24 protein-coding genes and 2 tRNA genes are annotated in these 22,636 nt (G+C 69.6%); 13 read left to right on the top strand and 13 right to left on the bottom strand.

Annotation, left to right across the window (positions count from 1 at the left end; genetic code table 11):
* Window positions 1-44 precede the first annotated feature (44 nt).
* Window positions 45-1,745 (bottom strand): long-chain-fatty-acid--CoA ligase, encoded by a 1,701-nt coding sequence (locus DW296_RS14965; protein WP_136052837.1) that lies wholly within the window; start codon window positions 1,743-1,745, stop codon window positions 45-47.
* A gap of 64 nt (window positions 1,746-1,809) precedes the next feature.
* Between DW296_RS14965 and gatC the strand changes: the two genes are divergently transcribed.
* From gatC to DW296_RS14935, 6 genes are read left to right on the top strand one after another with little or no spacing between them, the layout of a single operon-like run.
* Window positions 1,810-2,109 (top strand): Asp-tRNA(Asn)/Glu-tRNA(Gln) amidotransferase subunit GatC, encoded by a 300-nt coding sequence (gatC, locus tag DW296_RS14960; RefSeq protein ID WP_025103377.1) that lies wholly within the window; start codon window positions 1,810-1,812, stop codon window positions 2,107-2,109.
* On the top strand, window positions 2,106-3,623 hold the full coding sequence (gatA, locus tag DW296_RS14955) for an Asp-tRNA(Asn)/Glu-tRNA(Gln) amidotransferase subunit GatA (RefSeq protein ID WP_136052836.1): 1,518 nt from the start codon (window positions 2,106-2,108) through the stop codon (window positions 3,621-3,623). The genes gatC and gatA overlap by 4 nt, the downstream gene beginning before the upstream one ends.
* The gene (gatB, locus tag DW296_RS14950) at window positions 3,623-5,137 is read left to right on the top strand and encodes an Asp-tRNA(Asn)/Glu-tRNA(Gln) amidotransferase subunit GatB (RefSeq protein WP_060922766.1); all 1,515 of its coding nucleotides are present in this window, start codon (window positions 3,623-3,625) and stop codon (window positions 5,135-5,137) included. The genes gatA and gatB overlap by 1 nt, the downstream gene beginning before the upstream one ends.
* Window positions 5,138-5,185: 48 nt before the next feature.
* Complete coding sequence (locus DW296_RS14945) at window positions 5,186-6,442, top strand: DNA polymerase IV (protein WP_136052835.1); 1,257 nt, start codon at window positions 5,186-5,188, stop codon at window positions 6,440-6,442.
* A 37-nt stretch (window positions 6,443-6,479) separates the two neighbouring features.
* Window positions 6,480-6,797: a hypothetical protein gene (locus DW296_RS14940; RefSeq protein WP_071328758.1), complete on the top strand. Its 318-nt coding sequence runs from the start codon at window positions 6,480-6,482 to the stop codon at window positions 6,795-6,797.
* The gene (locus tag DW296_RS14935) at window positions 6,781-7,362 is read left to right on the top strand and encodes a hypothetical protein (protein WP_136052834.1); all 582 of its coding nucleotides are present in this window, start codon (window positions 6,781-6,783) and stop codon (window positions 7,360-7,362) included. Before DW296_RS14940 ends, DW296_RS14935 begins: the two co-directional genes overlap by 17 nt.
* A 6-nt stretch (window positions 7,363-7,368) precedes the next feature.
* On the opposite strand, the gene DW296_RS14930 is transcribed toward DW296_RS14935, so the two are convergent.
* The 6 genes from DW296_RS14930 to orn all read right to left on the bottom strand — a co-directional run bounded on the left by DW296_RS14930 (window position 7,369) and on the right by orn (window position 9,969).
* On the bottom strand, window positions 7,369-7,866 hold the full coding sequence (locus DW296_RS14930) for a DUF2017 family protein (RefSeq protein WP_136052833.1): 498 nt from the start codon (window positions 7,864-7,866) through the stop codon (window positions 7,369-7,371).
* On the bottom strand, window positions 7,863-8,150 hold the full coding sequence (clpS, locus tag DW296_RS14925) for an ATP-dependent Clp protease adapter ClpS (RefSeq protein WP_240743104.1): 288 nt from the start codon (window positions 8,148-8,150) through the stop codon (window positions 7,863-7,865). Before clpS ends, DW296_RS14930 begins: the two co-directional genes overlap by 4 nt.
* Window positions 8,151-8,152: 2 nt before the next feature.
* Complete coding sequence (locus DW296_RS14920) at window positions 8,153-8,500, bottom strand: metallopeptidase family protein (protein WP_136052831.1); 348 nt, start codon at window positions 8,498-8,500, stop codon at window positions 8,153-8,155.
* Between the two features lie 33 nt (window positions 8,501-8,533).
* Window positions 8,534-9,163, bottom strand: a complete 630-nt coding sequence (locus DW296_RS14915) for a LysE family transporter (protein ID WP_060922772.1) — start codon at window positions 9,161-9,163, stop codon at window positions 8,534-8,536.
* Between the two features lie 67 nt (window positions 9,164-9,230).
* Window positions 9,231-9,306, bottom strand: a tRNA-His gene (locus tag DW296_RS14910).
* Window positions 9,307-9,342: 36 nt separating this feature from the next.
* A complete protein-coding gene (orn, locus tag DW296_RS14905; protein ID WP_136052830.1) occupies window positions 9,343-9,969 on the bottom strand; it encodes an oligoribonuclease in 627 nt (208 codons plus the stop codon).
* A 61-nt stretch (window positions 9,970-10,030) separates the two neighbouring features.
* On the opposite strand from orn, the gene DW296_RS14900 reads away from it, so the two are divergent.
* Window positions 10,031-10,103: transfer RNA gene (locus tag DW296_RS14900), tRNA-Arg, on the top strand.
* 28 nt (window positions 10,104-10,131) lie between these two features.
* Here the strand turns inward: DW296_RS14900 and DW296_RS14895 are convergent.
* Entirely contained in the window at window positions 10,132-10,404 is a 273-nt protein-coding gene (locus tag DW296_RS14895; protein ID WP_136052829.1) for a hypothetical protein, read from the bottom strand.
* A gap of 206 nt (window positions 10,405-10,610) precedes the next feature.
* Between DW296_RS14895 and DW296_RS14890 the strand changes: the two genes are divergently transcribed.
* From DW296_RS14890 to DW296_RS14875, 4 genes are all read left to right on the top strand, one after another.
* Entirely contained in the window at window positions 10,611-11,066 is a 456-nt protein-coding gene (locus tag DW296_RS14890) for a single-stranded DNA-binding protein (RefSeq protein WP_136052828.1), read from the top strand.
* Window positions 11,067-11,075: 9 nt separating this feature from the next.
* Window positions 11,076-11,561 (top strand): DUF6993 domain-containing protein, encoded by a 486-nt coding sequence (locus tag DW296_RS16595; RefSeq protein ID WP_205808018.1) that lies wholly within the window; start codon window positions 11,076-11,078, stop codon window positions 11,559-11,561.
* An 80-nt stretch (window positions 11,562-11,641) separates the two neighbouring features.
* Entirely contained in the window at window positions 11,642-13,321 is a 1,680-nt protein-coding gene (gene ettA, locus DW296_RS14880; protein WP_025103391.1) for an energy-dependent translational throttle protein EttA, read from the top strand.
* A gap of 7 nt (window positions 13,322-13,328) precedes the next feature.
* Window positions 13,329-13,817: an acyl-CoA thioesterase gene (locus DW296_RS14875; RefSeq protein WP_025103392.1), complete on the top strand. Its 489-nt coding sequence runs from the start codon at window positions 13,329-13,331 to the stop codon at window positions 13,815-13,817.
* Between the two features lie 8 nt (window positions 13,818-13,825).
* Here the strand turns inward: DW296_RS14875 and DW296_RS14870 are convergent, their stop codons facing one another.
* On the bottom strand, window positions 13,826-14,713 hold the full coding sequence (locus DW296_RS14870; protein WP_025103393.1) for an acyl-CoA thioesterase: 888 nt from the start codon (window positions 14,711-14,713) through the stop codon (window positions 13,826-13,828).
* Between the two features lie 50 nt (window positions 14,714-14,763).
* Between DW296_RS14870 and DW296_RS14865 the strand changes: the two genes are divergently transcribed.
* A complete protein-coding gene (locus tag DW296_RS14865) occupies window positions 14,764-15,429 on the top strand; it encodes a hypothetical protein (RefSeq protein WP_136052827.1) in 666 nt (221 codons plus the stop codon).
* A gap of 31 nt (window positions 15,430-15,460) precedes the next feature.
* Here DW296_RS14865 and DW296_RS14860 read toward each other — a convergent pair whose 3' ends face one another.
* From DW296_RS14860 to pepN, 4 genes are all read right to left on the bottom strand, one after another.
* Window positions 15,461-17,125 carry an FAD-binding dehydrogenase gene (locus DW296_RS14860; RefSeq protein WP_136052826.1) on the bottom strand — a complete coding sequence of 555 codons (1,665 nt, stop codon included), beginning with the start codon at window positions 17,123-17,125 and terminating at the stop codon, window positions 15,461-15,463.
* The gene (locus DW296_RS14855; protein ID WP_331203136.1) at window positions 17,122-17,616 is read right to left on the bottom strand and encodes a globin; all 495 of its coding nucleotides are present in this window, start codon (window positions 17,614-17,616) and stop codon (window positions 17,122-17,124) included. Before DW296_RS14855 ends, DW296_RS14860 begins: the two co-directional genes overlap by 4 nt.
* Entirely contained in the window at window positions 17,568-18,644 is a 1,077-nt protein-coding gene (locus tag DW296_RS14850) for a mechanosensitive ion channel family protein (protein ID WP_136052825.1), read from the bottom strand. The genes DW296_RS14855 and DW296_RS14850 overlap by 49 nt, the downstream gene beginning before the upstream one ends.
* Window positions 18,645-18,725: 81 nt before the next feature.
* On the bottom strand, window positions 18,726-21,278 hold the full coding sequence (gene pepN, locus DW296_RS14845) for an aminopeptidase N (protein ID WP_136052824.1): 2,553 nt from the start codon (window positions 21,276-21,278) through the stop codon (window positions 18,726-18,728).
* 169 nt (window positions 21,279-21,447) lie between these two features.
* Here pepN and DW296_RS14840 point away from each other — a divergent pair, with 169 nt between their 5' ends.
* Window positions 21,448-22,632 (top strand): ferrochelatase, encoded by a 1,185-nt coding sequence (locus DW296_RS14840; RefSeq protein ID WP_136052823.1) that lies wholly within the window; start codon window positions 21,448-21,450, stop codon window positions 22,630-22,632.
* The last annotated feature ends 4 nt before the right edge of the window (window positions 22,633-22,636 follow it).

Below are 22,636 nucleotides of genomic sequence, written 5' to 3'. Positions count from 1 at the left end.
CCAAGGGTAGCGCGCCCGCCCACCCGGTACCTGTGCTGCCCCGTTCAGCCGCCGGCGGTGAGGGCGAGCAGCTTCTCCTTCACCTGCCGGCGGAGCACCTTGCCGATCAGCGATTTCGGCAGCTCCTCGACGATGAACACGCGGCGCGGCACCTTGTACGGCGTGAGGATGCTGCGCACATACTCGCGGATCGCCTCCACGTCGACGTCGGCGCCCGGGTCGACGACGATCGCCGCGACGACCTCTTCGCCCGAGTGCTCGCTGGGCAGCCCGACCACCGCCGCGTCGGCGACCGACGGGTGCTGGCGCAGCGCGTTCTCCACCTCGGTCGGGGCGACGTTGAAGCCGCCGGTGATGATGAGCTCCTTGATGCGGTCGACGATGCGCACGAAGCCTCCGTCGTCGATCGTGACGATGTCGCCCGTCCGGTACCAGCCGTCGACGAACACGGCCTCGGTCTCCTCGGGCTTGCCGTAGTAGCCGGAGAACACCTGGGGGCCGCGCACGACGAGCTCCCCGGCGGAACCGGCCGGGACGTCCTCGGTGGGATTCTCCGGATCGACGACGCGGCACTCCGTCCCGGGGAGCGGGAGCCCCACCGTGCCGGGGACGCGGTTGTCGGCCACCGGGTTCGCCATGAGCACGGGCGAGCACTCGCTCAGACCGTAGCCCTCGACGAGATAGCCGTGCGTGGCGGCTTCGAACGGGACGACGAGTTCGTGCGGCAGCGCCATCGCGCCGGAGATCGCCACTTCGATGCCGTCGAGGGAGACGCCCTTGGCGGTGGCGGCCGCGAGCAGCCGGTCGGCGATGGGCGGCACGAGCGGCAGGAACGTCGCCGGGTGCTTCTTGACCACGTCCAGCACGAGATCGGGATCGAACTTCGGGAACAGCACCAGACGGGCCCCCATCGACATCGCGAAAGTGAGGCAGAGCGTCAGGCCGTAGGCATGGAACATGGGCAGCACGGCGTACACGACGCAGCCCTTGCCGCGCTGGATGGACGGGACCCAGGCCTGGGACTGTGCCGCGTTGGCGAGGAGGTTGCGGTGCGTGAGGGCGGCGCCCTTCGGCGTGCCGGTGGTCCCCGACGTGTACTGGATGATCGCCAGGTCGTCCGTGCCCGGCTGCGGATGCGAGGCGGGGATCGGGCCACCGGTGAGCACCGACTCCCAGAGGACGGTGCCGCGGACGCGCTCGGTCAGAGCAGCCCGCGACTCCCTCGCCTTCGCGACCGGCAGCCGGAGGGCGAAGCGGGTGAGGGCCGGCATGGCGCGCGTGACGTCCACGGACACGAGCGTGGAGACCGCGAGGTCGCTCGGGAACTCCTGCACCGTCGCGACGACCTTGTTCCAGACGATCGCGTGCTTGGCCCCGTGGTCCTCGAACTGCTTGCGCAGCTCGCGAGGGGTGTAGAGCGGGTTGTGCTCGACCACCACGGCACCGAGCCGCAGCACGGCGTAGAACGCGATGATGTGCTGCGGGCAGTTCGGCAGGACGATGGCGACCGGGTCGCCCGCGCGGACGCCGAGATCACGGAGCCCCGCCGCGGCGCGATCGATCGCCTCCTGCAGCTGTGCGTAGGTCGTCTCCCTGCCGAAGAACTGCAGGGCGGGGGCATCGGGATAGTCCCGCGCCGACGCGGCGACGATGTCCACGAGGGAGCCGCTGACGGGGGCGAGGTCCTCCGGAACGCCATCGGCGTAGCTGGCGATCCACGGGCGAGGGGGCTGGAACGTGCTCACGCGCCCAGCTTAGGCGGGCCGCGCCGCGCCGAGCGGCGGGCGGCTCGCCAACTAGACTGAGGGCGTGTCTGAAATCACCCCTGATCTTGTGCGCCATCTCGGCGTGCTCGCGCGCATCCAGCTGAACGACGACGAGGTGACGCGGCTCACGGGCCAGCTCGACGCCATCGTCGACAACATCGCCAAGGTGTCCGAGGTCGCGACCGCCGACGTCGCCGCGACCAGCCACCCGATCCCGCTGAGCAACGTGTTCCGTCCCGACGTGGTCGGCGAGACGCTCACGCACGAGCAGGTGCTGCAGAACGCCCCGGACCAGGCCGACGGCCGGTTCCGCGTCACCGCGATCCTGGGAGAAGAGCAGTGAGCGACATCATCCGACTGACGGCGGCGGAGCTCGCCGACAAGCTCGCGACGCGCGAGGTCTCCAGCGTCGAGGCCACGCAGGCGCACCTCGACCGGATCGCCCAGGTCGACGGCGACGTCCATGCGTTCCTGCACGTCAACGAGCACGCGCTCGACGCGGCGGCCGACATCGACGCCCGTCGCGCCGCGGGGCAGGACCTCGGGCCGATCGCCGGTGTCCCGCTCGCGATTAAGGACGTGCTCGTCACGACCGATCAGCCGACCACGAGCGGCTCGCGGATCCTCGAAGGCTACCGCTCGCCCTACGACGCGACCGTCGTGGCCCGCTCCCGCGCCGCCGGACTCATCCCGCTCGGCAAGACGAACATGGACGAGTTCGCGATGGGCTCCTCGACGGAGCACTCCGCCTACGGCCCGACCCGCAACCCCTGGGACCTCGACCGGATCCCCGGCGGCTCGGGTGGGGGCTCTGCCGCCGCGGTCGCCGCCTTCGAGGCCCCGCTCGCCCTCGGCTCCGACACCGGCGGATCGATCCGCCAGCCTGCGCACGTGACCGGCACGGTCGGCGTGAAGCCGACCTACGGTGGCGTCAGCCGCTACGGCGCCATCGCGTTGGCGTCGAGCCTCGACCAGGTCGGCCCGGTCACCCGCACAGTGCTCGATGCCGGTCTGCTGCACGACGCGATCGGCGGTCACGACCCGAAGGACTCCACGTCGCTCGACGAGCAGTGGCCGTCCTTCGCCGCGGCCGCACGCGAGGGTGCGCGCGGGGACGGCCTCAAGGGCCTCCGCGTCGGCGTCATCCGCGAGCTGCCCGACAGTGGCTTCCAGCCGGGCGTCGCGGCCTCGTTCCGCAGCGCGCTGGCGCTGCTCGAGGCGCAGGGCGCGGAGATCGTCGATATCGGTGCACCGCACTTCGAGTACGGCGTCGCCGCCTACTACCTGATCCTGCCGGCCGAGGCCTCGAGCAACCTGGCCAAGTTCGACTCGGTCCGCTTCGGCCTCCGGGTCACCCCGGCGGGCAACCCGACGGTGGAGGACGTGATGTCCGCGACCCGCGACGCCGGTTTCGGCGACGAGGTCAAGCGCCGCATCATCCTCGGCACCTACGCGCTGTCGGCCGGATACTACGACGCGTACTACGGCAGCGCGCAGAAGGTCCGCACGCTCATCCAGCAGGACTTCGCCGCGGCCTTCGCCGATGTCGACGTCATCGCCACGCCCTCGGCCCCGACCACGGCCTTCAAGCTCGGCGAGAAGATCGACGACCCGCTGCAGATGTACCTGAACGACATCACCACGATCCCGGCGAACCTCGCCGGTGTCCCCGGCATCTCGATCCCGAGCGGTCTCTCGGACGACGACGGGCTGCCCGTCGGTATCCAGTTCCTCGCTCCCGCGCGGGAGGACGCCCGCCTCTACCGCGTTGGTGCCGCCCTCGAGACGCTGCTCGTGGACTCCTGGGGCGCGCCGCTGCTGTCCCGTGCCCCCCAGCTGGAAGGAGGCGCGCGCTGATGGCCGCCGCCAAGCTCATGGACTTCGACAAGGCGCTCGAGCTGTTCGAGCCGGTCCTCGGATTCGAGGTGCACGTCGAGCTCAACACGAACACGAAGATGTTCTCCGACGCACCCAACCCCGCGAACGAGGCGTACCACGCGGCGGAGCCGAACACCCTGATCGCCCCGGTCGACCTGGGTCTTCCCGGCGCGCTGCCGGTCGTCAACGAGACGGCCATCCGCTCGTCGATCAGCCTCGGCCTCGCGCTCGGCTGCTCGATCGCGGAGTCCAGCCGGTTCGCCCGGAAGAACTACTTCTACCCGGACCTGGGCAAGAACTATCAGATCTCCCAGTACGACGAGCCGATTGCCTTCGAGGGTTCGGTCGAGGTGGAGCTCGAGGACGGCACCATGGTGACGATCCCGATCGAGCGCGCGCACATGGAGGAGGACGCCGGCAAGCTCACCCACATGGGCGGCTCGACCGGTCGCATCCAGGGGGCGGAGTACTCGCTCGTCGACTACAACCGCGCCGGCGTCCCGCTCGTCGAGATCGTGACGAAGACGATCTTCGGCACCGAGCACCGGGCCCCCGAGGTCGCGAAGGCCTATGTCGCCGCGATCCGCGACATCGTCCGCGGACTCGGGATCTCCGAGGCTCGCCTCGAGCGCGGCAACCTGCGCTGCGACGCGAACGTCTCGTTGCGTCCTCGCGGTGCCGAGAAGCTCGGCACGCGCACGGAGACGAAGAACGTCAACTCGATGCGCTCGGTGGAGCGTGCGGTGCGGTACGAGATCCAGCGGCAGGCGCAGATCCTCGCCGACGGCGGCACCATCATCCAGGAGACGCGGCACTGGCATGAGGACACCGGGACCACCTCGCCCGGCCGTCCGAAGTCGGACGCCGACGACTATCGATACTTCCCGGAGCCCGATCTGCTTCCGGTCCAGCCTCCCCGCGAGCTGATCGAGGAGCTGCGTGCGGCGCTGCCCGAGCAGCCCGTCGCTCGCCGTCGTCGGCTCATGGACGAGTGGGGATTCACCCCGCTGGAGTTCCAGGATGTGCGCAACGGCGGCCTGCTCGACGTCGTCGAGGCCACGATCGCCGCCGGGGCCACGCCGGCCGCGGCCCGGAAGTGGTGGACGGGGGAGATCACCCGCCTCGCCAACGCGCAGGAGAAGGATGCGGTCGACCTCGTCAGCCCGGAGAACGTCGCGGCGCTGCAGCAGCTCGTCGACGCCGGGACGCTGACCGACAAGCTCGCGCGCCAGGTGCTGGAGGGCGTGATCGCCGGTGAGGGCACGCCGCAGGAGGTCGTCGACGCGCGCGGTCTCGCCGTCGTCTCGGACGACGGTGCGCTCATCGCGGCGATCGACGAGGCCCTCGCCGCACAGCCTGATGTGATGGCCAAGATCCAGGACGGCAAGGTCCAGGCCGCCGGTGCGATCATCGGTGCGGTCATGAAGGCTATGAAGGGCCAGGCCGATGCCGCTCGCGTCCGCGAGCTGATCCTCGAGCGCGCCGCGCAGTGATTCGTCCCCCTGGGCCTCGATGTCGGAGGCCCAGGGGACAATGGGTTCATGGGACACGGTGATGGCAGAGGCCGCATGGTGTCCTCGGCCGACGCCGACGACACGGGAACGCGCATCCTCCACGTCGACATGGACGCGTTCTATGCGGCCGTCGAGGTGCTGGACGACCCGAGTCTCCGCGGACTGCCGCTGATCATCGGGTCACCGGACGGGCGCTCCGTGGTCTCCAGCGCCTCCTACGAGGCACGACGCTACGGCGTCCGTTCGGCCATGCCCGTGTCGCAGGCTCTCCGACTGTGCCCCACGGCAAGGATCGTCCCGCCGCACTTCCACCGATATCAAGAGGTCTCGCGGCAGGTGATGGCGATCTTCGAGTCCTTCACGCCGCTCGTGGAGCCGCTGTCGGTGGATGAAGCCTTCCTCGACGTCCAAGGTGTGCGCCGGCTCTGGGGGAGTCCTGCCCGGATCGCGGCTCAGATCCGCGAGCGCGTCCTCGCCGAAGTCGGCATCACATGCAGCGTCGGCGTGGCAGCGACCAAGCATGTGGCGAAGATGGCGTCGACCATGGCGAAGCCGGACGGGATGCTCGTGGTCGCCGAGCACGACACCCTCGCGTTCCTCGCGCCGCGCCCCGTGCGAGCGCTGTGGGGAGTGGGCCCGAAAGCGGCGGAAGGTCTGGAAGCCCGCGGCCTCCGCACGATCGGCGACCTCCGCACGGCGTCGCCAGAGATGCTGGACCGCGCCGTGGGGCCGGCGCTGAGCGCGAGGCTCGCGCAGCTCGCGCGGGGTGAGGACGCCCGCGCGGTCGACACGGAGCGGGTGGAGAAGAGCATCGGCCACGAGGAGACCTTCGACCACGACATCACGGACCGGGCGTTCCTCCGCGCCGAGCTGCTCCGGCTCGCCGATCGCGTGGGCGCCCGCCTGCGCCGCGCAGGATGGGAGACCTCCACGGTCGCGATCAAGATCCGTTTCGACGATTTCCGCACCGTCAACCGCTCGCAGACGCTGGCGGAGCCCACCGCCGTCGGCCAGCGCATCGGCGAGGCCGCGCAGGGTCTGTTCGCGCTCATCGAGCGTCGTGATCCCATCCGCCTCGTGGGCGTCCGCGCCGAGAACCTCCGGCCCGCGGGAGGCAGCGCACTGGCGCTGTGGGACGAGGACGAGGACTGGCGCAAGGTCGAAGGGGCCGTCGACGAGGCCATGGCGCGGTTCGGCTCGGCGACGATCAGCAGGGCGCGCCACATCGGACGGGGAGAGGGACGGGGCGCCGCTCGGCATCCGAAGGATCACGGCGTCGATTGAGCGCCCGCGGGCGGCGGCTGTCGGCTACCGTGGGAGCATGCCGAACATTGCACTGGAACTCGGGAATCAGGTCGCGTCCTTCGGCGTGAAGAGCGCATACGGGGAACCGCAGGAGATCGACGGCGTCACCGTCACTCCGGTCGCGTTCACGTACGCGGGCTTCGGCGGAGCCAGCGGGGACGGCGGAGAAGGTGGCGGAGGTGGCGGCGTCTCGGTGCCGGTCGGCGTCTACGTGCGCCGGGAGGAGGGCCTGCGCTTCGAGCCCAACATCGTGACGCTGCTGGTCGTGGCCGTGCCCTTCGTCTGGGTCACCGGTCGGGCACTCACGCGCATCATCCGTGCCCTCAAGAAGTGACGACGCGGTCGCAGCCGCCCTTTCGCAGGCCGCGACGCTGATCGTCGAGGACGTGCGCGCACTCGCGGCGTCCAATCCTGTCGTGATCATCGACGGCGGAAGCGGCGCCGGCAAGACGTCCCTGGCTGCGCGCGTGGCACGCGCCTGGCCGGTTGCCGGTCGTGTGCAGGTGATCGCGCTGGATTCCCTGTACCCCGGATGGGACGGGCTGGACGGGGGCGCGGAGCGGGCCCTGGAGGGGATCCTCCGGCCGCACGGGCGCGGCCTTCTCGGGGCCTGGCGTCGCTGGGACTGGGAGCGCGGCGAGGAGGCGGAGACGCATGCGGTCGATCCCGCACTCGGGGTCATCGTCGAGGGAAGCGGGATCCTGCGCCCGTCGACCGCACGGCTGGCCGACGTCCGCGTCTGGGTGGAATCCGCGGAACAGTCGCGCAAGTCGCGCGCTCTCGCGCGGGACGGCGACACCTACCGCCCGCACTGGGACCGGTGGGCGGCGCAAGAACGTCGTCACGTCGAGCGGGACCACCCCGGCGAACTCGCCACCCGAGTCGTCGAGGTTCCCTGAGCTCACTCAGCGGAGGGCGTCGGCGTCGCTTTCATCCACGGCTTCGATGAGGAGTTCGAGGCGGTACCCCAGCCAGTCATAGACCGCCTGACCGTCGCCGCCGACATCGGGCTCGTCGTCGGTGATGCCGAGGCGCGTCGCGATCACGAGGCGGATGGCGGTGAGGCTGCGCAGCCAGGCGTCCACGTCCTCGCGGCGCACCAGGACGTCGCGGGTGACACGGGCGTCCTCATCGGTCACCTCGGCGTCCGGATCGAACACCTGCAGCGACGCGCGCATCGTGCGGGCGTCGTGCAGGCGGCGGTCGAGGAGATCCGCGCGGGTGGCCGACGCGAAGGCGGCCGAAGCATCGTCGTCGTCCGGGTAGGCGTTCGGGGTCAGCCGGGCCACCCCGGGGTCACCCTGTTCGGTGTCCCGGAGCAGGTCCATGAAGTCATCGACGAGCCGGGCCAGATGCATCCCCTCGATCGTGGCGACGGAGAAGGTGATCGGTGGGGTGTTCATGCGGCCTTCCTGACGGTGGCCCAGAGTCCGTAGTCGTGCATCGCCTGAGCGTGCACCTCCATCGTCTCGCGGGGGCCGGTGGCGACGATCGCGTGTCCGTCGTGATGGACGGCGAGCATGAGGCGGGTCGCATGCTCGCGGGTGTACCCGAAGTAGGTGCGGAAGACGCGGACGACGTAGCTCATCAGATTCACGGGATCATTCCACACGACCACCTCCCACGGCTCCAGTGGAGCAGCGAACAGGTCCGTGGTCTCCTCGACCTCGGGATGGGCGGTCGACATGATCACGCCCATCCGAGCTCGTGCAGCTGCGCGTCGTCGATGCCGTGGAAGTGCGCGATCTCATGGACGAGAGTCGTGTGGATCTCGTCGCGGAGCTCGTCGATGTCGTCACACTGGGCGAGATGCGGTTCGCGGTAGACGATGATGCGGTCGGGCAGCTCGCCCAGCCCGTACTGCGTGCGCTCGGTCAGCGCCAGACCGTCGTACAGGCCGAGGAGATCCAGGCTCCCGTCCTCAGGACGGTCTTCCACGACGAACACGACGTTCTCGAGCTGCTCGACCATCTCATCGGGCAGCTGGTCGAGCTCGTCGATCACGAGGGCCTCGAAGGCCGCGGCGTCCATGTCCATCCCCTCCAGCCTACGGGGGGTGCGACGGGATCCTCAGTGCAGGAGGACGAGGAGTGCCGCGACGCCGATGAAGAGGCTCCCGAACACGGTGTTGAGGATCCGCTGGCCGCGCGGGGAGCGGGTGAGGCGCCGGAACGGGCGCGCCGCCGTGGCGAAGAACCCCCACATCACCAGGACGTCGACGACCACGACGGTGGCGACGAGAGCCAGATACTGGGGGAGCGGAGGCTGATCGAGCCGGATGAACTGCGGGATGAAGGCGAGGAAGAAGACGATCGCCTTGGGGTTGAGCAGGTTCACCCAGAACCCGCGGCGCATCATCGACCAGTGGCTCTCCCGGGCATCCACCGGGTCCGGGGCGTCGTCGAGCGCCGGGGCGGGGCGGGTCAGGATCAACCGGATGCCGAGGTACACGAGGTAGGCGGCTCCGGCGTATCGGATGAGGTTGAACAGCACGTCCGAGCGCGAGACGAGGAGCCCGACGCCCGCGGCGACGATCACGACATGCACGATGAGCGCGATCTGCTGGCCGATGATGCCCCAGATCGATCGTTTCCAGCCCTGCGTGAGGGAGTTGGACATCGTGTTGATCGCGCCGGCCCCCGGCGTGAAGCTGATCACCACGGATGCGGTGAGAAGAGAGAACCAGACCGCCAGTGACACCAGGACAGTCTAGGGCCGCGGGAGAGACGAAGAGGCTCGGACCGAACCGGTCCGAGCCTCTTCGAGCTGGGGTGAGTAACGGGGCTTGAACCCGCGACCTCCTGGACCACAACCAGGCGCTCTACCAACTGAGCTATACCCACCATGCGCCCGCCGAAACAGGCAACCCCACGAGTCTATTACATGTTGGAGGCGAACTCCGACACGGTGCGCGCGGCGATCTCCTTGGCATCGTCGCTGGAGGGGCCCGGCTCGTCCACGAAGACGGCCTCCCGGTAGTAGCGGAGCTCGCGGATGGACTCCAGGATGTCGGCCAGCGCACGGTGGCCGCCGTCCTTGGCCGGAGCCTGGAAGAAGACTCGGGGGTACCAGCGGCGGGAGAGCTCCTTGATGCTGGAGACGTCGACGTTCCGGTAGTGCAGCCACTGGTCGACCTGCGGCATGTACTTCGCGAGGAACATCCGGTCGGTGCCGATCGTGTTGCCGGCGAGAGGCGCGCGGCGCTCGAGCGGGACGAAGCGGCGGATGTAGGCCAGCGTCTGCTCCTCCGCCTCCTCGAGGGTGACTCCGTGCGGGATCTCTTCGATGAGTCCCGAGGTCTCGTGCATGGCGGTGACGAAGTCGTTCATGTGCGCGAGCGCGTCCGCGCTCGGACGGATGACCACCTGGAAGCCGGGGTCGAGCGGGCGGAGCTCGAAGTCGGTCACCACGACGGCGATCTCGACGAGTTCGTCGACCGCGAGATCGAGACCCGTCATCTCGCAGTCGATCCAGACGAGGCGGTCGTTCTCCGAAGCAGTCACCATGTCGCCATCCTATCGACGGCCCCGACATCCGCCGGGGGAGCGCGGTACGGTAGAGACGTCCGCCTCCGTAGCTCAGGGGATAGAGCAGGAGCCTTCTAATCTCTTGGTCGCAGGTTCGAATCCTGCCGGGGGCGCAGAGAAATCCAGTCGAGACGACCGCTGTCAGCAGTGCCGCAGCGCGTCGACCGCGTCATCCGCGCGCCAGAACTCGCCGATCAGCCGGAAGCCGCCCGTCGCCAGGTGCAGCCGTTCCGCGCGGTAACGGAGGCCCAGAGGGTCGGCCACCACCCGCAGATGGCCGAGGACGTGGTCGCGGTTGTCCTGGACGCGCCACAGGTGATCGGCGGCACGGACGAGATGCTCGCGGCGCGACGCGAGCGGCGGCGCGGCGAGGGGCACTCCGGGAGCGGGGATCGAAGCGGTGGTGGCGGTCATGGTCTCTCCTTCCATGGTTCGAACGTACGACCGACCACCGACATTCGCGCGCGCTCCGGTATCCCGCGGTGACCTGGCTTCTTCTGCACAAAGCACCGCCACCCGCGCCCGTCCACAGATCACGGGATCGCGTCCCCGCCACCGGCTTGACGGGGTGCACGCTGGAGGGCATCCGGCCACCGAGCCGGCAGCGAGAGGACGAACAGATGATCGATACCGTGACCGTCGTCGGGAGAGTCGCGACGGAGCCCACACCCGGGCGGACGAGCGCAGGGGTGCCCGTCACGAACTTCCGGCTCGCGAGCACGCACCGGCGCTTCGACGCTGCGAGCGGCTCGTGGGTGGACGCAGGGACCAACTGGTTCTCGATCGCGGCCTTCCGTCAGCTCGCCGAGCACGCGCGGGCCTCGCTGCGGGTGGGGGACAGCGTCATCGTCTCCGGACGGCTCCGGGTGCGACCGTGGGAGAGCAACGGGAAGCAGGGGACGAGCGTCGACATCGACGCGGACGCGATCGGGCACGATCTCCGGTGGGGGACCACGGCATATCGGCCGAGCGCGCGGCCCTCGCCCGCGGAGGCGGGGGAGAGCGGTGATCTCTCGACGGCGGGTGACGAGGCAGGCGACGCGTGGGATCAGCCTGCGGAGAGCGAGGCGGCCTAGACTCTGCTCGTGCTCAGATCGGCCCTCCTGTCCCGCGCTGCGGCGCTCGTGCTCGTCACCGGTGTCTCGGCAGCCGTCCTCGCCGGATGCGCGCCGGAGTCCACTGCGACGCCGACTCCCACGGCGACAGCCACCGCTGATCCGACGCCGTCCGCCGCTCCTGCGCTGGTGCCGGACGGGAGCGCCGAGGACAACCTCCCCGTCTTCACCGCAGTGGCCGAACAGGTGTGGGGCACGGAGCAGCGTGCGGAGGGGCGGGCATACATCGACGGTCTCGTCGCGGCAGGATTCGATCGGGACGCCATGCAGCTCACCCCGGACCAGTCCACGGTCGGGAACCCGGCGGAGAGCATCCAGTTCTCGGTCCGCTGGGGCGAGGAGGAGTGCCTGATCGGACAGGTCGGTCCCTCCACCGGTGCCGTCGTGACCACGGTCATGCCTCAGCTCGCAAGCGGACGGTGCCTGGTGGGAGCGACGCGGCCGATCGACTGGTGACTCGCGTACACAGATAAGCCCACTCGCGGCCGGTAGGCTGGAGTGTCGATCTTCGACGCCAACAGAAGGAGCGGTTTTCGGTGGCTGAGTACATCTACTCCATGGTTCGTGCCCGCAAGGCGGTGGGTGAGAAGCTCATCCTGGACGACGTCACGATGGCGTTCCTGCCGGGCGCGAAGATCGGCATGGTCGGCCCCAACGGCGCCGGAAAGTCGACGATCCTCAAGATCATGGCCGGGCTCGACACCCCTTCCAACGGTGAGGCCAAGCTCTCGCCGGGCTACTCCGTGGGCATCCTCATGCAGGAGCCCGAGCTCGACGAGTCGAAGACGGTCCTGGAGAACATCCAGGACGGCATCGCCATCAAGGCCAAGGTCGACCGGTTCAACGAGATCTCCGCGCTGATGGCCGATCCGGACGCCGACTTCGACGCGCTGCTCGCGGAGATGGGGACGCTGCAGGAGGAGATCGACGCGGCGGACGGCTGGGACCTCGACTCCCAGCTCGAGCAGGCGATGGACGCGCTGCGCACCCCGCCCGGCGACGCGGCCATCGCTCCGCTCTCCGGTGGCGAGAAGCGCCGTGTGGCGCTGGCCAAGCTGCTGCTGCAGAAGCCCGACCTGCTGCTCCTCGACGAGCCCACCAACCACCTCGACGCCGAGAGCGTGCTCTGGCTCGAGCAGCACCTCCAGTCCTACAAGGGCGCCGTGATCGCCATCACCCACGACCGGTACTTCCTCGACCACGTGGCCGAGTGGATCGCCGAGGTCGACCGCGGACGGCTCATCGGCTACGAGGGCAACTACTCCACGTACCTGGAGAAGAAGGCCGAGCGCCTCGACATCCAGGGCAAGAAGGACGCCAAGCTCGCCAAGCGCCTGAAGGACGAGCTGGACTGGGTCCGCTCCAGCGCGAAGGGGCGCCAGACGAAGTCGAAGGCGCGTCTGGCACGGTACGAGGAGATGGCGGCCGAGGCGGAGCGGACGAGGAAGCTGGACTTCGAGGAGATCCAGATCCCCGCCGGTCCTCGACTCGGCAACGTGGTCATCGAGGCCAAGAACCTCAAGAAGGGCTTCGACGGCCGCTCGCTCATCGACGGTCTGAGCTTCAGCCTTCCGCCGAACGGCATCGTCGGCGTCATCGGCCCGAACGGCGTCGGAAAGACGACCCTGTTCAAGACCATCGTCGGGCTGGAGCCCCTGGACGGCGGCGATCTGAAGATCGGCGAGACCGTCAAGATCAGCTACGTCGACCAGTCGCGGTCGTCGATCGACCCGAACAAGACCCTGTGGGAGGTCGTCTCCGACGGCCTCGACTTCATCACGGTCGGCAAGACCGAGATCCCGTCCCGTGCCTACGTCTCGAAGTTCGGGTTCAAGGGCCCGGACCAGCAGAAGAAGGCCGGTGTGCTCTCCGGCGGTGAGCGTAACCGTCTGAACCTCGCGCTCACCCTCAAGGAGGGCGGCAACCTGCTCCTCCTCGACGAGCCGACCAACGACCTCGACGTCGAGACGCTGAGCTCCCTGGAGAACGCGCTGCTCGAGTTCCCCGGCTGTGCGGTGGTCATCACCCACGACCGGTGGTTCCTCGACCGGATCGCCACGCACATCCTCGCCTACGAGGGCACCGACGAGAAGCCCGACCAGTGGTACTGGTTCGAGGGCAACTTCGAGGCCTACGAGCAGAACAAGATCGAGCGTCTCGGGCCGGATGCGGCGAAGCCCCACCGGTCGACGCACCGCAAGCTCACCCGCGACTGAGGCGGCCATGAGCACCGACTCGCCGGGTTCCCGCCTGCACATCCCGATCCACCTCCGCTGGGGCGATCTGGATGCGTTCAACCACGTCAACAACACCTCGATGCTCAAGCTGCTCGAGGAAGCGCGGGTCCGCGCGTTCTGGCGTGCGGGACCCGGCGAGGAGGCACCGTCCACCGCTGTCCTCGACTCCGGGATCGAGGAGGGGATCCTGACGCTCATCGCGCGGCAGGAGATCGAGTACCTCGCTCCGGTTCCGTACCAGCGGCGCCCGCTCGAGGTGCAGATGTGGTTCGGGAAGCTCGGCGGGTCCAGCGTCGAGGTCTGCTACGAGGTGCACAACGACCCTGCCGCCGAACCGCGTGAGCTCTACGCGCGATCCACCGCGATCATCGTGCTCGTCGACGCGGGCACGGGACGGCCGACACGCCTGACGGCGGAGATGCGCGAGGCGTGGGAGCCGTACGTCGGTCCCTCCATCGAGTACGCGCACCGCTGAGCGACGCGTCAGCGATCCTCGGGAACGCGGATCATGATCTCCTGCGCGACGCTCGCCACCAGCGTGCCCTCCCGGGTGTAGACGCGCCCCGTCGCGAGTCCGCGACCGCCGCGGGCGCTCGGCGACTCCTGCACGTAGAGGAGCCATTCGTCCACGCGCGCCGGGCGATGCCACCACATCGCGTGGTCCAGGCTCGCGACCTTCAGGCCGGGAAGTGACCAGGAGACCCCGTGAGCGCGCAGGATCGATTCCTGGATCGTCATGTCGCTGAGGTAGGCCAGCGCGGCACGATGCAGCCGCTGGTCGTCGGGGAGCGGGGCGCGCAGTCGCATCCACACCGCCTGCCGGGGGACCCGTTCGTCATCGTTCGGCAGATAGAGGGGGGAGTCGACGTGGCGGATGTCGGCCGCACGCTCGCTCAGCATGCGTCGCGCGCCTCCGGCGAGTCCGGGCACACGGTCCTCATCGGGGGCGAGGTCTTCCGGGACGGGCACACCGGCGGGCATGGGCTCGGCGTGCTCCACCCCGGGGTCGGCATCCTGGAACGAGGCGATCATCGAGAAGATCGGCACGCCGTTCTGGTACGCCTGGGTGCGGCGGGTGGAGAACGAACGTCCGTCGTGGATACGGTCGACGGCGATGGTGATCCCCTGGCTCGCATCGCCGGGACGGAGGAAGTAGCCGTGCATCGAGTGGACGGCGCGGTCCTCCGGAAGCGTGCGCTCCGCGGCCACGAGGGTCTGCGCGAGCACCTGGCCGCCGTAGATGCGGCCGCTCGGCATCGGGTGCGACGAGCCCGTGAAGATGTCCTCGGTGGTCCGCGCCTGGGTGGCGTCGAGGTCGAGGACGTCGAGAAGACGCTCCACGGTCTGGATGGCGTGCTCGTCGGCGCTCATGTGTTCCCCTCCGCGGCCCGGGGTCGCCGCTCGTTGGTAGTTTAGAACGCGTGACCCCTCAGCTCCTGCTCGCCGATCCGGACACGGCGAAGGATGTCCTCACGTTCACGGGCCGCGCGGCCCGGGTGTCCGACGAGGGCGTGCGTCTCCAGGCTCATCAGGGCGTCCTGGCGCTCACCACGGCGGTCCTCGCGCCTCAGGGGCTCTTCGATCAGACGCCGACGATCCTTGCCATGCGCATCGTCCGTGCCGACCCGGAGCTCGAGTGCGACCTCGTGATCGACGCCCTGAGGTCGACGGACGACCCGCAGCGCCTCGCTCTGCCGGAGACCGCTCTCTCGCCCGCGTGGGCCGGTGTCGCGCCCCCACGACAGGGGTGGGCGCTGGAGTCGACCCTTCCCGCCTCCGTCATCGCGCAGCGCGCGCAGTGGGGCATCTCCGCGGTCGCACACGGCGCGGGACCGGGATCCGGCGAAGAGGCGGTGCGCGCGCTCCGCGCGGCGATCTGGGGCGAGCCGGACGACGACCTCGGCGGCCTGCCGCGCGGCGTCGCGTTCGCGGCCGACGCGCTCGGCTTCATCTCCGGCGAAGAGGACGTGCCCGTCACGCGTTCCGGTCGTTGGACGCGGCTCGCGTTCCGCCGCGGCCACGTGCTCGCCCGCGGTCCCGTGGCCTCCGGGCTGACCGGCGTGCGAGCCACCGGCACCCGGGCCTGACGGGACCACGGGACCGGCGGGCAGCTCCGGATCAGCCGAGGTCAGCCGCTGCGCGTCCGGCCTGACGGCCGGAGAACAGGCACCCGCCGAGGAATGTGCCCTCCAGGGCCCGGTAGCCGTGCGCGCCTCCGCCGCCGAAGCCGCTGGCCTCACCCGCGGCGAAGAGACCCGGAATCGGCGCGCCGCTTCCATCCAGGGCGCGACCGTCGAGATCCGTGTTGATCCCCCCGAGGGACTTCCGGGTGAGCACGTGCAGCTTGACAGCGATCAGCGGCCCGGCGGAGGGGTCCTGGAGCCGATGTGGGGCCGCGGTGCGGATGAGCTTGTCACCGCGATAGGCCCGCATCGAGCGCAGCATGCCGATCTGCGGGTCCTTGCTGAAGTCGTTGGCCATCTCCCGGTCGCGGGCGACCACCTCGCGGCGCACGGCCTCGATGTCCAGGAGCTCGCCCCCGGGGTGGGCCGCCATCTGCTCCAGCAAGGACTCCAGGTCGTTCTCGACGATGAAGTCCTCGCCCTCGTCGAGGAACGACTGCACGGGTCCGGTCGGCCCTTTCGCGAGGCGGGACTTGAGGAGCAGGGCCACGTCCTTGCCGGTGAGATCCGGGTTCTGCTCGCTGCCGGACAGCGCGAACTCCTTCTCCACGATCTGCCGCGAGGTCACGAACCAGGAGTGGTCGTGGCCCGTCCGCCGCAGGTACTCGAGCGTGCCGAGGGTGTCGAAGCCGGGGAAGAGCGGAACGGGGAGCCGGTGTCCGGTCGCGTCGAGCCACAGCGACGAGGGGCCGGGCAGGATGCGGATGCCGTGCTGCGGCCACACCGGGTCCCAGTTGGTGATGCCTTCCACGTAGTGCCACATCCGGTCGCCGTTGATGAGGCGGGCTCCGGCGGCGGCGCTCACGCTCTGCATCGAGCCGTCGACATAGGCGGGCACGCCGGAGAGCATGTGCGCCGGGGGAGTGCCGAGGCGCGAGGGCCAGGCCGCGCGGACGAGGTCATGGTTTCCGCCGATGCCCCCGGAGGCCACGATCGTCGCCGTCGCGTCGATCTCGAACGCGCCGATCACGTCTCGGGACGAGGGGACGCCCCGGGCGGCACCGTCCGACGCCAGCACGCTCCCGCGGGCACCGGTCACGCGCCCGCCGGTGAGGACGAGTTCCTCGACGCGGTGTCGGGCGAGGACGGTGAGCCGTCCCTCCCGCTCTCCCTGCTCGACGGCGGCCGCGAACGGGGCGACGATCCCCGGCCCGGTTCCCCAGGTTATGTGGAAGCGAGGGACCGAGTTCCCCGGACCGAGGGCGCCGTAGCCGCCCCGCTCGGCCCAGCCGACCACAGGGAAGAAGCCGACGCCGCGGGCGCGGAGCCACGAGCGCTTCTCGCCGGCCGCGAACTGCAGATAGGCCTCTGCCCAGCGCCGGGGCCACTCGTCCTCGGGGCGGTCGAATCCGGCGGTGCCGAACCAGTCCTGGGTCGCGAGCTCGAGCGAGTCGGTGATGCCGAGGCGGCGCTGTTCCGGAGAATCCACGAGGAACAGCCCGCCGAAGGACCACCACGCCTGCCCGCCCAGGTTCGTCCGCGGTTCCTGGTCCACGATGACGACCCGACGTCCGGCCTCGAGGGCTTCCGCGGCGGCGACGAGACCGGCCAACCCCCAACCGATCACCAGGACGTCTGCGGTCGGGGGTGTGGTCGTCATGGGGTCTCCGTTGATTCCTGACGGGAGCGGGTCTCCAGGGTCGTGCGCCCCTGGGGTGCCGTGCCGATGCCGGACGGCTCGAATGTGTTCACCATGGCATAGGCGGCGCGCTCCAGGTAGTCCCAGAGAGTGGTTTCGTGCAACGGGGACAACTGCGCCTCGTCCACGGCCGTGCGCATATGACGAAGCCAACGATCGCGGGCGTCGGGGTCGACCCGGAAGGGCATGTGACGCATCCGCAGGCGGGGATGGCCGCGGGTCTCGCCGTAGGTGCTCGGGCCGCCCCAGTACTGCTCGAGGAACAGGAGCAGGCGCTCCTCGGCCGGACCGAGGTCCTCCTCCGGATACATCGGCTTGAGCACGGGGTCGAGGGCCACCTCGCGATAGAACACCGAGACGATCTTCGCGAACGTCTCGCGCCCACCGACCTCGTCGTAGAACGTCACTTGTCTGCACTCCCGTCGCCGCCGGTGTTCTTCTTGCGCCGCCAGATGCCGCGATCCGGGATCACGGGCACCCCGGTGACCGCGTTGGGGCGCGTCTTCGGCGGGTTGGCGCCCCGGACGCGGCGTGCACCCTCTAATCCGGTGGGCACGACGTCCGCGAGACGCGGGACGTCGATCTCCTTCTCCAGCAGAGCGGCCCGGAGACGACGTCGGAGCTCCTGCGCCACGTCGTCTCGCGCGTTCGCCCTGGTCTTGATGACGGCTCGCACCACGAGAGCGTCGCCGTCCACCGACTCCAGGCCCCACAGCTCCGGCTTCTCCACGATGCGGGTGCGCCACTTCGGGTCCTTCGCCAGGCCCTGCGCCGTCTCCAGCAGGATGTGCTCGACCTGTTCGAGGTCGGAGTCCGGCGCCACACCGATGTCGACGATGGCGCGTGCCCAGCCCTGCGACATGTTCCCGATCCGCGTCACCTCGCCGTTGCGCACGTACCAGAGGGTCCCGTTCACGTCGCGCACCTGGGTCACGCGCACACTGACGTACTCGACGACGCCGCTCGCCAGCCCGAGGTCGACGACGTCGCCGATGCCGATCTGGTCCTCGGCGACGAGGAAGATGCCGTTCAGCACGTCCTTGACGATGTTCTGAGCACCGAAACCGAGGCCGGCACCGACCGCCGCCGTGAGGAGGGTGAGCGATCCGAGGAGAGCGTTGTCGATCGCGTTGACGATGAGGATGATCGCGATGATCACGAGCATCACGTTGACGATGTTCTGCAGGATGGTGCCGAGCGTGCGGGTGCGCTGGACCAGTCGCATGTCGGCCAGCGGGGAGCGTTCCAGCGCCTGGGTGTCGTCGACGGCGGCCTTGTTCTTGGCGGTGTCGACGATGCGGTGCACGACACGCCTGATCACCCGGCGCAGCACGAGCGCGATGAGGACGCAAGCGCCGATGATCAGGGCGATCTGGAGGAGCTTGCCGCCGACCTCGGTCAGCAGCGCGAGCATGTCCACCACCCACGGGGGGAGCTCGGCGGGCGTCGGCGTGGGGGTCGTCTCAGCGGAAATCAGCATCGTGTCGATGGTACCGAGAGGGCCTCTGCGCCGGCTGGAAGAGCGGCGGCAGAGGCCCGTGTCGGTGTCGGTGGCGGAGGGTCAGTCCTCGGCGTCGCGGGACTGCGCGGCGAGGGCGCGCTCCACGTCCGCAAGGTTCTCCAGCACGAGCCGGCGCAGGGCGGGCGGCGCGTCCTGGTGCTCGGAGAGCCAGCCCCGCGTCGCATCGCGCAGCGCGACGTCGGCGAGAGCGGTGGGGAAGAGCCCGACGACGAGGTACTGCGCGATCTGGTAGGTCCGCGACTCCCACACCGGCAGGAGCATGTCGAAGTACTGCGGCACGAAGGCGCCCAGCACCTCCACACCCGCCGGGTGGACGAAGCCGAGGGCGGCCGAGCGGACGATGGTGTTCGGGGCGTCGTCGCGCGCGATCAGCGCGTCCCAGGCCTCCTGCTTCGCGGCCGAGTCCGGAAGAGCGGCGCGCGCCTGCGCCGCGAACTCCGCTCCCTTGGCGGTGTTGTCGGCGGCGAGCGCGGCGTCGATGGCACCGGCGTCGGTCGCACCGATGGTCGCGAGGCCGACGAGGAGCTGCCAGCTCAGGTCGGCGTCGACATCGAGTCCGGGGAGCGTCTCCTCACCCGAGCGCAGACGCCCGACGATGCCGGCGTGCTCCGGCGTCACGAGGTTGTTCGCGAAGGCGGTGACGAACTGGAGCTGGCTGTCGCTGCCGGCCTCCGCCGACTCGGCGAGCGCCCAGAGACCGTCGGCCACCTTCAGCCGTGCGGCTTCACGCTCGGCCGGAGCGACGTAGAGCGTCGCGGCCGTCTGGAGCTGCACGAGGGTGGTGCGGACCGTGGTGGACTCGGTCTCCCGGCCGATGTTGCCCAGAACGAGGTCGATGTAGTCGGACGCCGCCGTCTCCGCGTCGCGGGTCTGGTCCCAGGCCGCTCCCCAGACGAGCGAGCGGGCAAGGGGGTCGTGGATGTCGGCGAGGTGGGCGATCGCCGTCGCGAGCGACTTCTCGTCGAGACGGATCTTCGCGTACGCGAGGTCATCGTCGTTGAGGAGGATGAGGTCGGGGCGGTCCAGCCCCTGGAGTTCGGGGACCTCGGTGCGGTCGCCGTCCACGTCGACCTCGATGTGGTGGGTGCGCGTGAGCGCGCCGTCCTGCAGCGAGTAGAAGCCGATGCCGAGACGGTGCGGACGGATGGTCGGGTAGTCGGCCGGAGCCGTCTGGGTGATGGCGAAGCGCGAGATCTTGCCGTTGTCGTCTTCCGCCACGACCGGCTCGAGGGTGTTGACTCCGGCCGTCTCCAGCCACTTCTTCGACCAGGTGCCGAGATCGCGGCCGCTCGTGGCCTCCAGCTCCGTCAGCAGGTCGCTGAGCTCGGTGTTGCCCCAGGAGTGCTTCTGGAAGTACTGCGAGACACCGGCGAAGAACGCCTCGATGCCGACCCACGCGGCGAGCTGCTTGAGGACCGAGCCGCCCTTGGCGTAGGTGATGCCGTCGAAGTTGACCTGCACGTCCTCGAGGTCGTTGATCTCGGCGACGATCGGGTGGGTCGAGGGGAGCTGGTCCTGGCGGTAGGCCCAGGTCTTCTCCAGCGCGTTGAACGTGGTCCAGGCCTCGGTCCACTCGGTCGCCTCGGCGGTCGCGATGGTGGACGCCCACTCCGCGAACGACTCGTTGAGCCAGAGGTCGTTCCACCACTTCATGGTGACCAGATCGCCGAACCACATGTGGGCGAGCTCGTGCAGGATCGTCACGACGCGACGCTCCTTGACGGCGTCGGTGACCTTGCTGCGGAAGACGTAGGTCTCGGTGAACGTCACCGCTCCCGCGTTCTCCATCGCGCCGGCGTTGAACTCGGGCACGAAGAGCTGGTCGTACTTGGCGAACGGGTACGGCACGCCGAACTTCGACTCGAAGTAGGCGAAGCCCTCACGGGTCTTGTCGAAGATGTAGTCGGCGTCCAGGTGCTCCCAGAGGCTCTTGCGTCCGTAGACGCCGAGCGGGATCACGCGGCCCGAGGCGCTGGTGAGCTCCGAGAAGGTGGCCTCGTACGGTCCGGCGACGAGGGCCGTGATGTAGGAGGAGATCCGTGGCGTGGGCTCGAAGCCCCAGGTGGCCGAGACCCCGTCGTCGTGGACGATGGGCTCCGGGGTGGGGGAGTTGGAGACGACCTTCCACTCTGCGGGGGCGGTCACCGTGAACTGGAAGGTGGCCTTGAGGTCGGGCTGCTCGAAGACGGCGAACACGCGACGGGAGTCCGGCACCTCGAACTGCGAGTAGAGGTAGACCTCGCCGTCCACCGGGTCGACGAAGCGGTGCAGGCCCTCACCGGTGTTGGTGTAGAGGCAGTCGGCGTCGACGACGAGGACGTTCTCCTCCTGCAAACCGGCGAGCGCGATCCGAGAGTCTGCGAAGACCTCGCGCGGGTCGAGCTGCTCTCCGTTGAGCGAGATCTCACGGACGTCGCGGGCGATGAGGTCGATGAAGGTGAAGCTGTCGGGGGACGCGGAGAAGCGCACGACGCTCCGGGAGCCGAAGACCTCGGCGCCCTTGGTCAGATCGAGGGCGACCTCATAGGAGTGCGTGTCGACGACGTCGCGGCGCTCCTGCGCTTCGATTCGGGTGAGGTTCTCTCCAGGCAAAGCTGTACTCCCAGGGGTGAGGGGATGTAACCGGGGTCGGCGCAGTTGGCGCCGACGGCAACCATGACAGCCTACGCCAGAGCGACCCGCGCGCCGTCGATCCTCGCGAACCGGGGATAGTCACGGTCCTACGGACGCTCGTCGTCCGCGGAGGTGGGAAGATGGAGGGGTGACCGCGATCGAGCCGAATGTCGTTCCCTTTGCCTCGCCCGCCGCTGCCGGCGGCGACCCCTATGTGACCACGCCCGTCGCCTACGACGCCATCCTCTTGGCGAGCTTCGGCGGCCCGGAGGGCCAGGAGGACGTGATCCCCTTCCTCCGGAACGTGACGCGCGGTCGGGGCATCCCGGACGAGCGGCTGGAGGAGGTCGCGCACCACTACCGTCACTTCGGCGGCGTGAGTCCGATCAACGGCCAGAACCGCGTGCTCAAGGAGACGCTGGAGAAGGCGCTCGTGGCCCGGGGGATCGACCTCCCGGTGTACTGGGGCAACCGCAACTGGGGTCCGTACCTCGAGGACGTGCTCCCCGAGGCGTCCGCCAACGGCCACACCACCCTCCTCGCCTTCGCCACGAGCGCGTACAGCTCGTTCTCGAGCTGCCGCCAGTACCGCGAGGACTTCGCCCGCGTGCTCACCGACACCGGCCTCGGCGAGACGGTCACCATCGACAAGATCCGTCCCTTCTACGACCACCCCGGCTTCGTCGAGGCCTTCGAGGCGGGCGTGCGGGAGTCGGTGCAGGGCTACCTCGACCAGGGCTTCGCGCCGACCGAGATCCAGGTCCTCTTCTCCACGCACAGCATCCCGACCGCCGACGCCGAGCGCTCCGGCGCCCGCGACATCGACTGGGGCGAGGGCGGGGCCTACGCCGCGCAGCACCTCGCCGTGTCGGAGTGGACGATGGAGCAGGTGCGCGCCGCCGTCCCGGGAGCCGCCGACGTGCCCTGGGAGCTCGTCTACCAGTCGCGTTCGGGCCCGGCGTCGCAGCCCTGGCTGGAGCCCGACGTCTGCGACGTGATCGCGGAGCTCCCGGCGCGCGGCCGCAAGGCCGTCGTCGTGGTGCCCGTCGGCTTCATGAGTGATCACATGGAGGTCCTCTGGGATCTCGACACCGAGGCCGCCGAGGCCGCGGAAGAGGCGGGCCTCGCCTTCGTCCGCACGCCGACGCCCGGCGTCCGCGAGGCGTTCGTGGAGGGCATCGTCGACCTCATCGAGGAGCGCCTGCAGGGTCGCCCGAATGCGGAGCGTCCGCACGTCACCGATCTGCCCGGTGCGTTCGACGTCTGCCGTCCCGGGTGCTGCGAGAACGTGCGCGCGGGGTTCAAGCCCGCGGCGGCCGGCATCGCCCCCTGAGTCG

Source organism: Microbacterium sp. K36, from assembly GCF_004794355.1.
Lineage (GTDB): Bacteria > Actinomycetota > Actinomycetes > Actinomycetales > Microbacteriaceae > Microbacterium > Microbacterium paraoxydans_D.
This window is presented reverse-complemented; position numbering and strand designations above follow the sequence as displayed.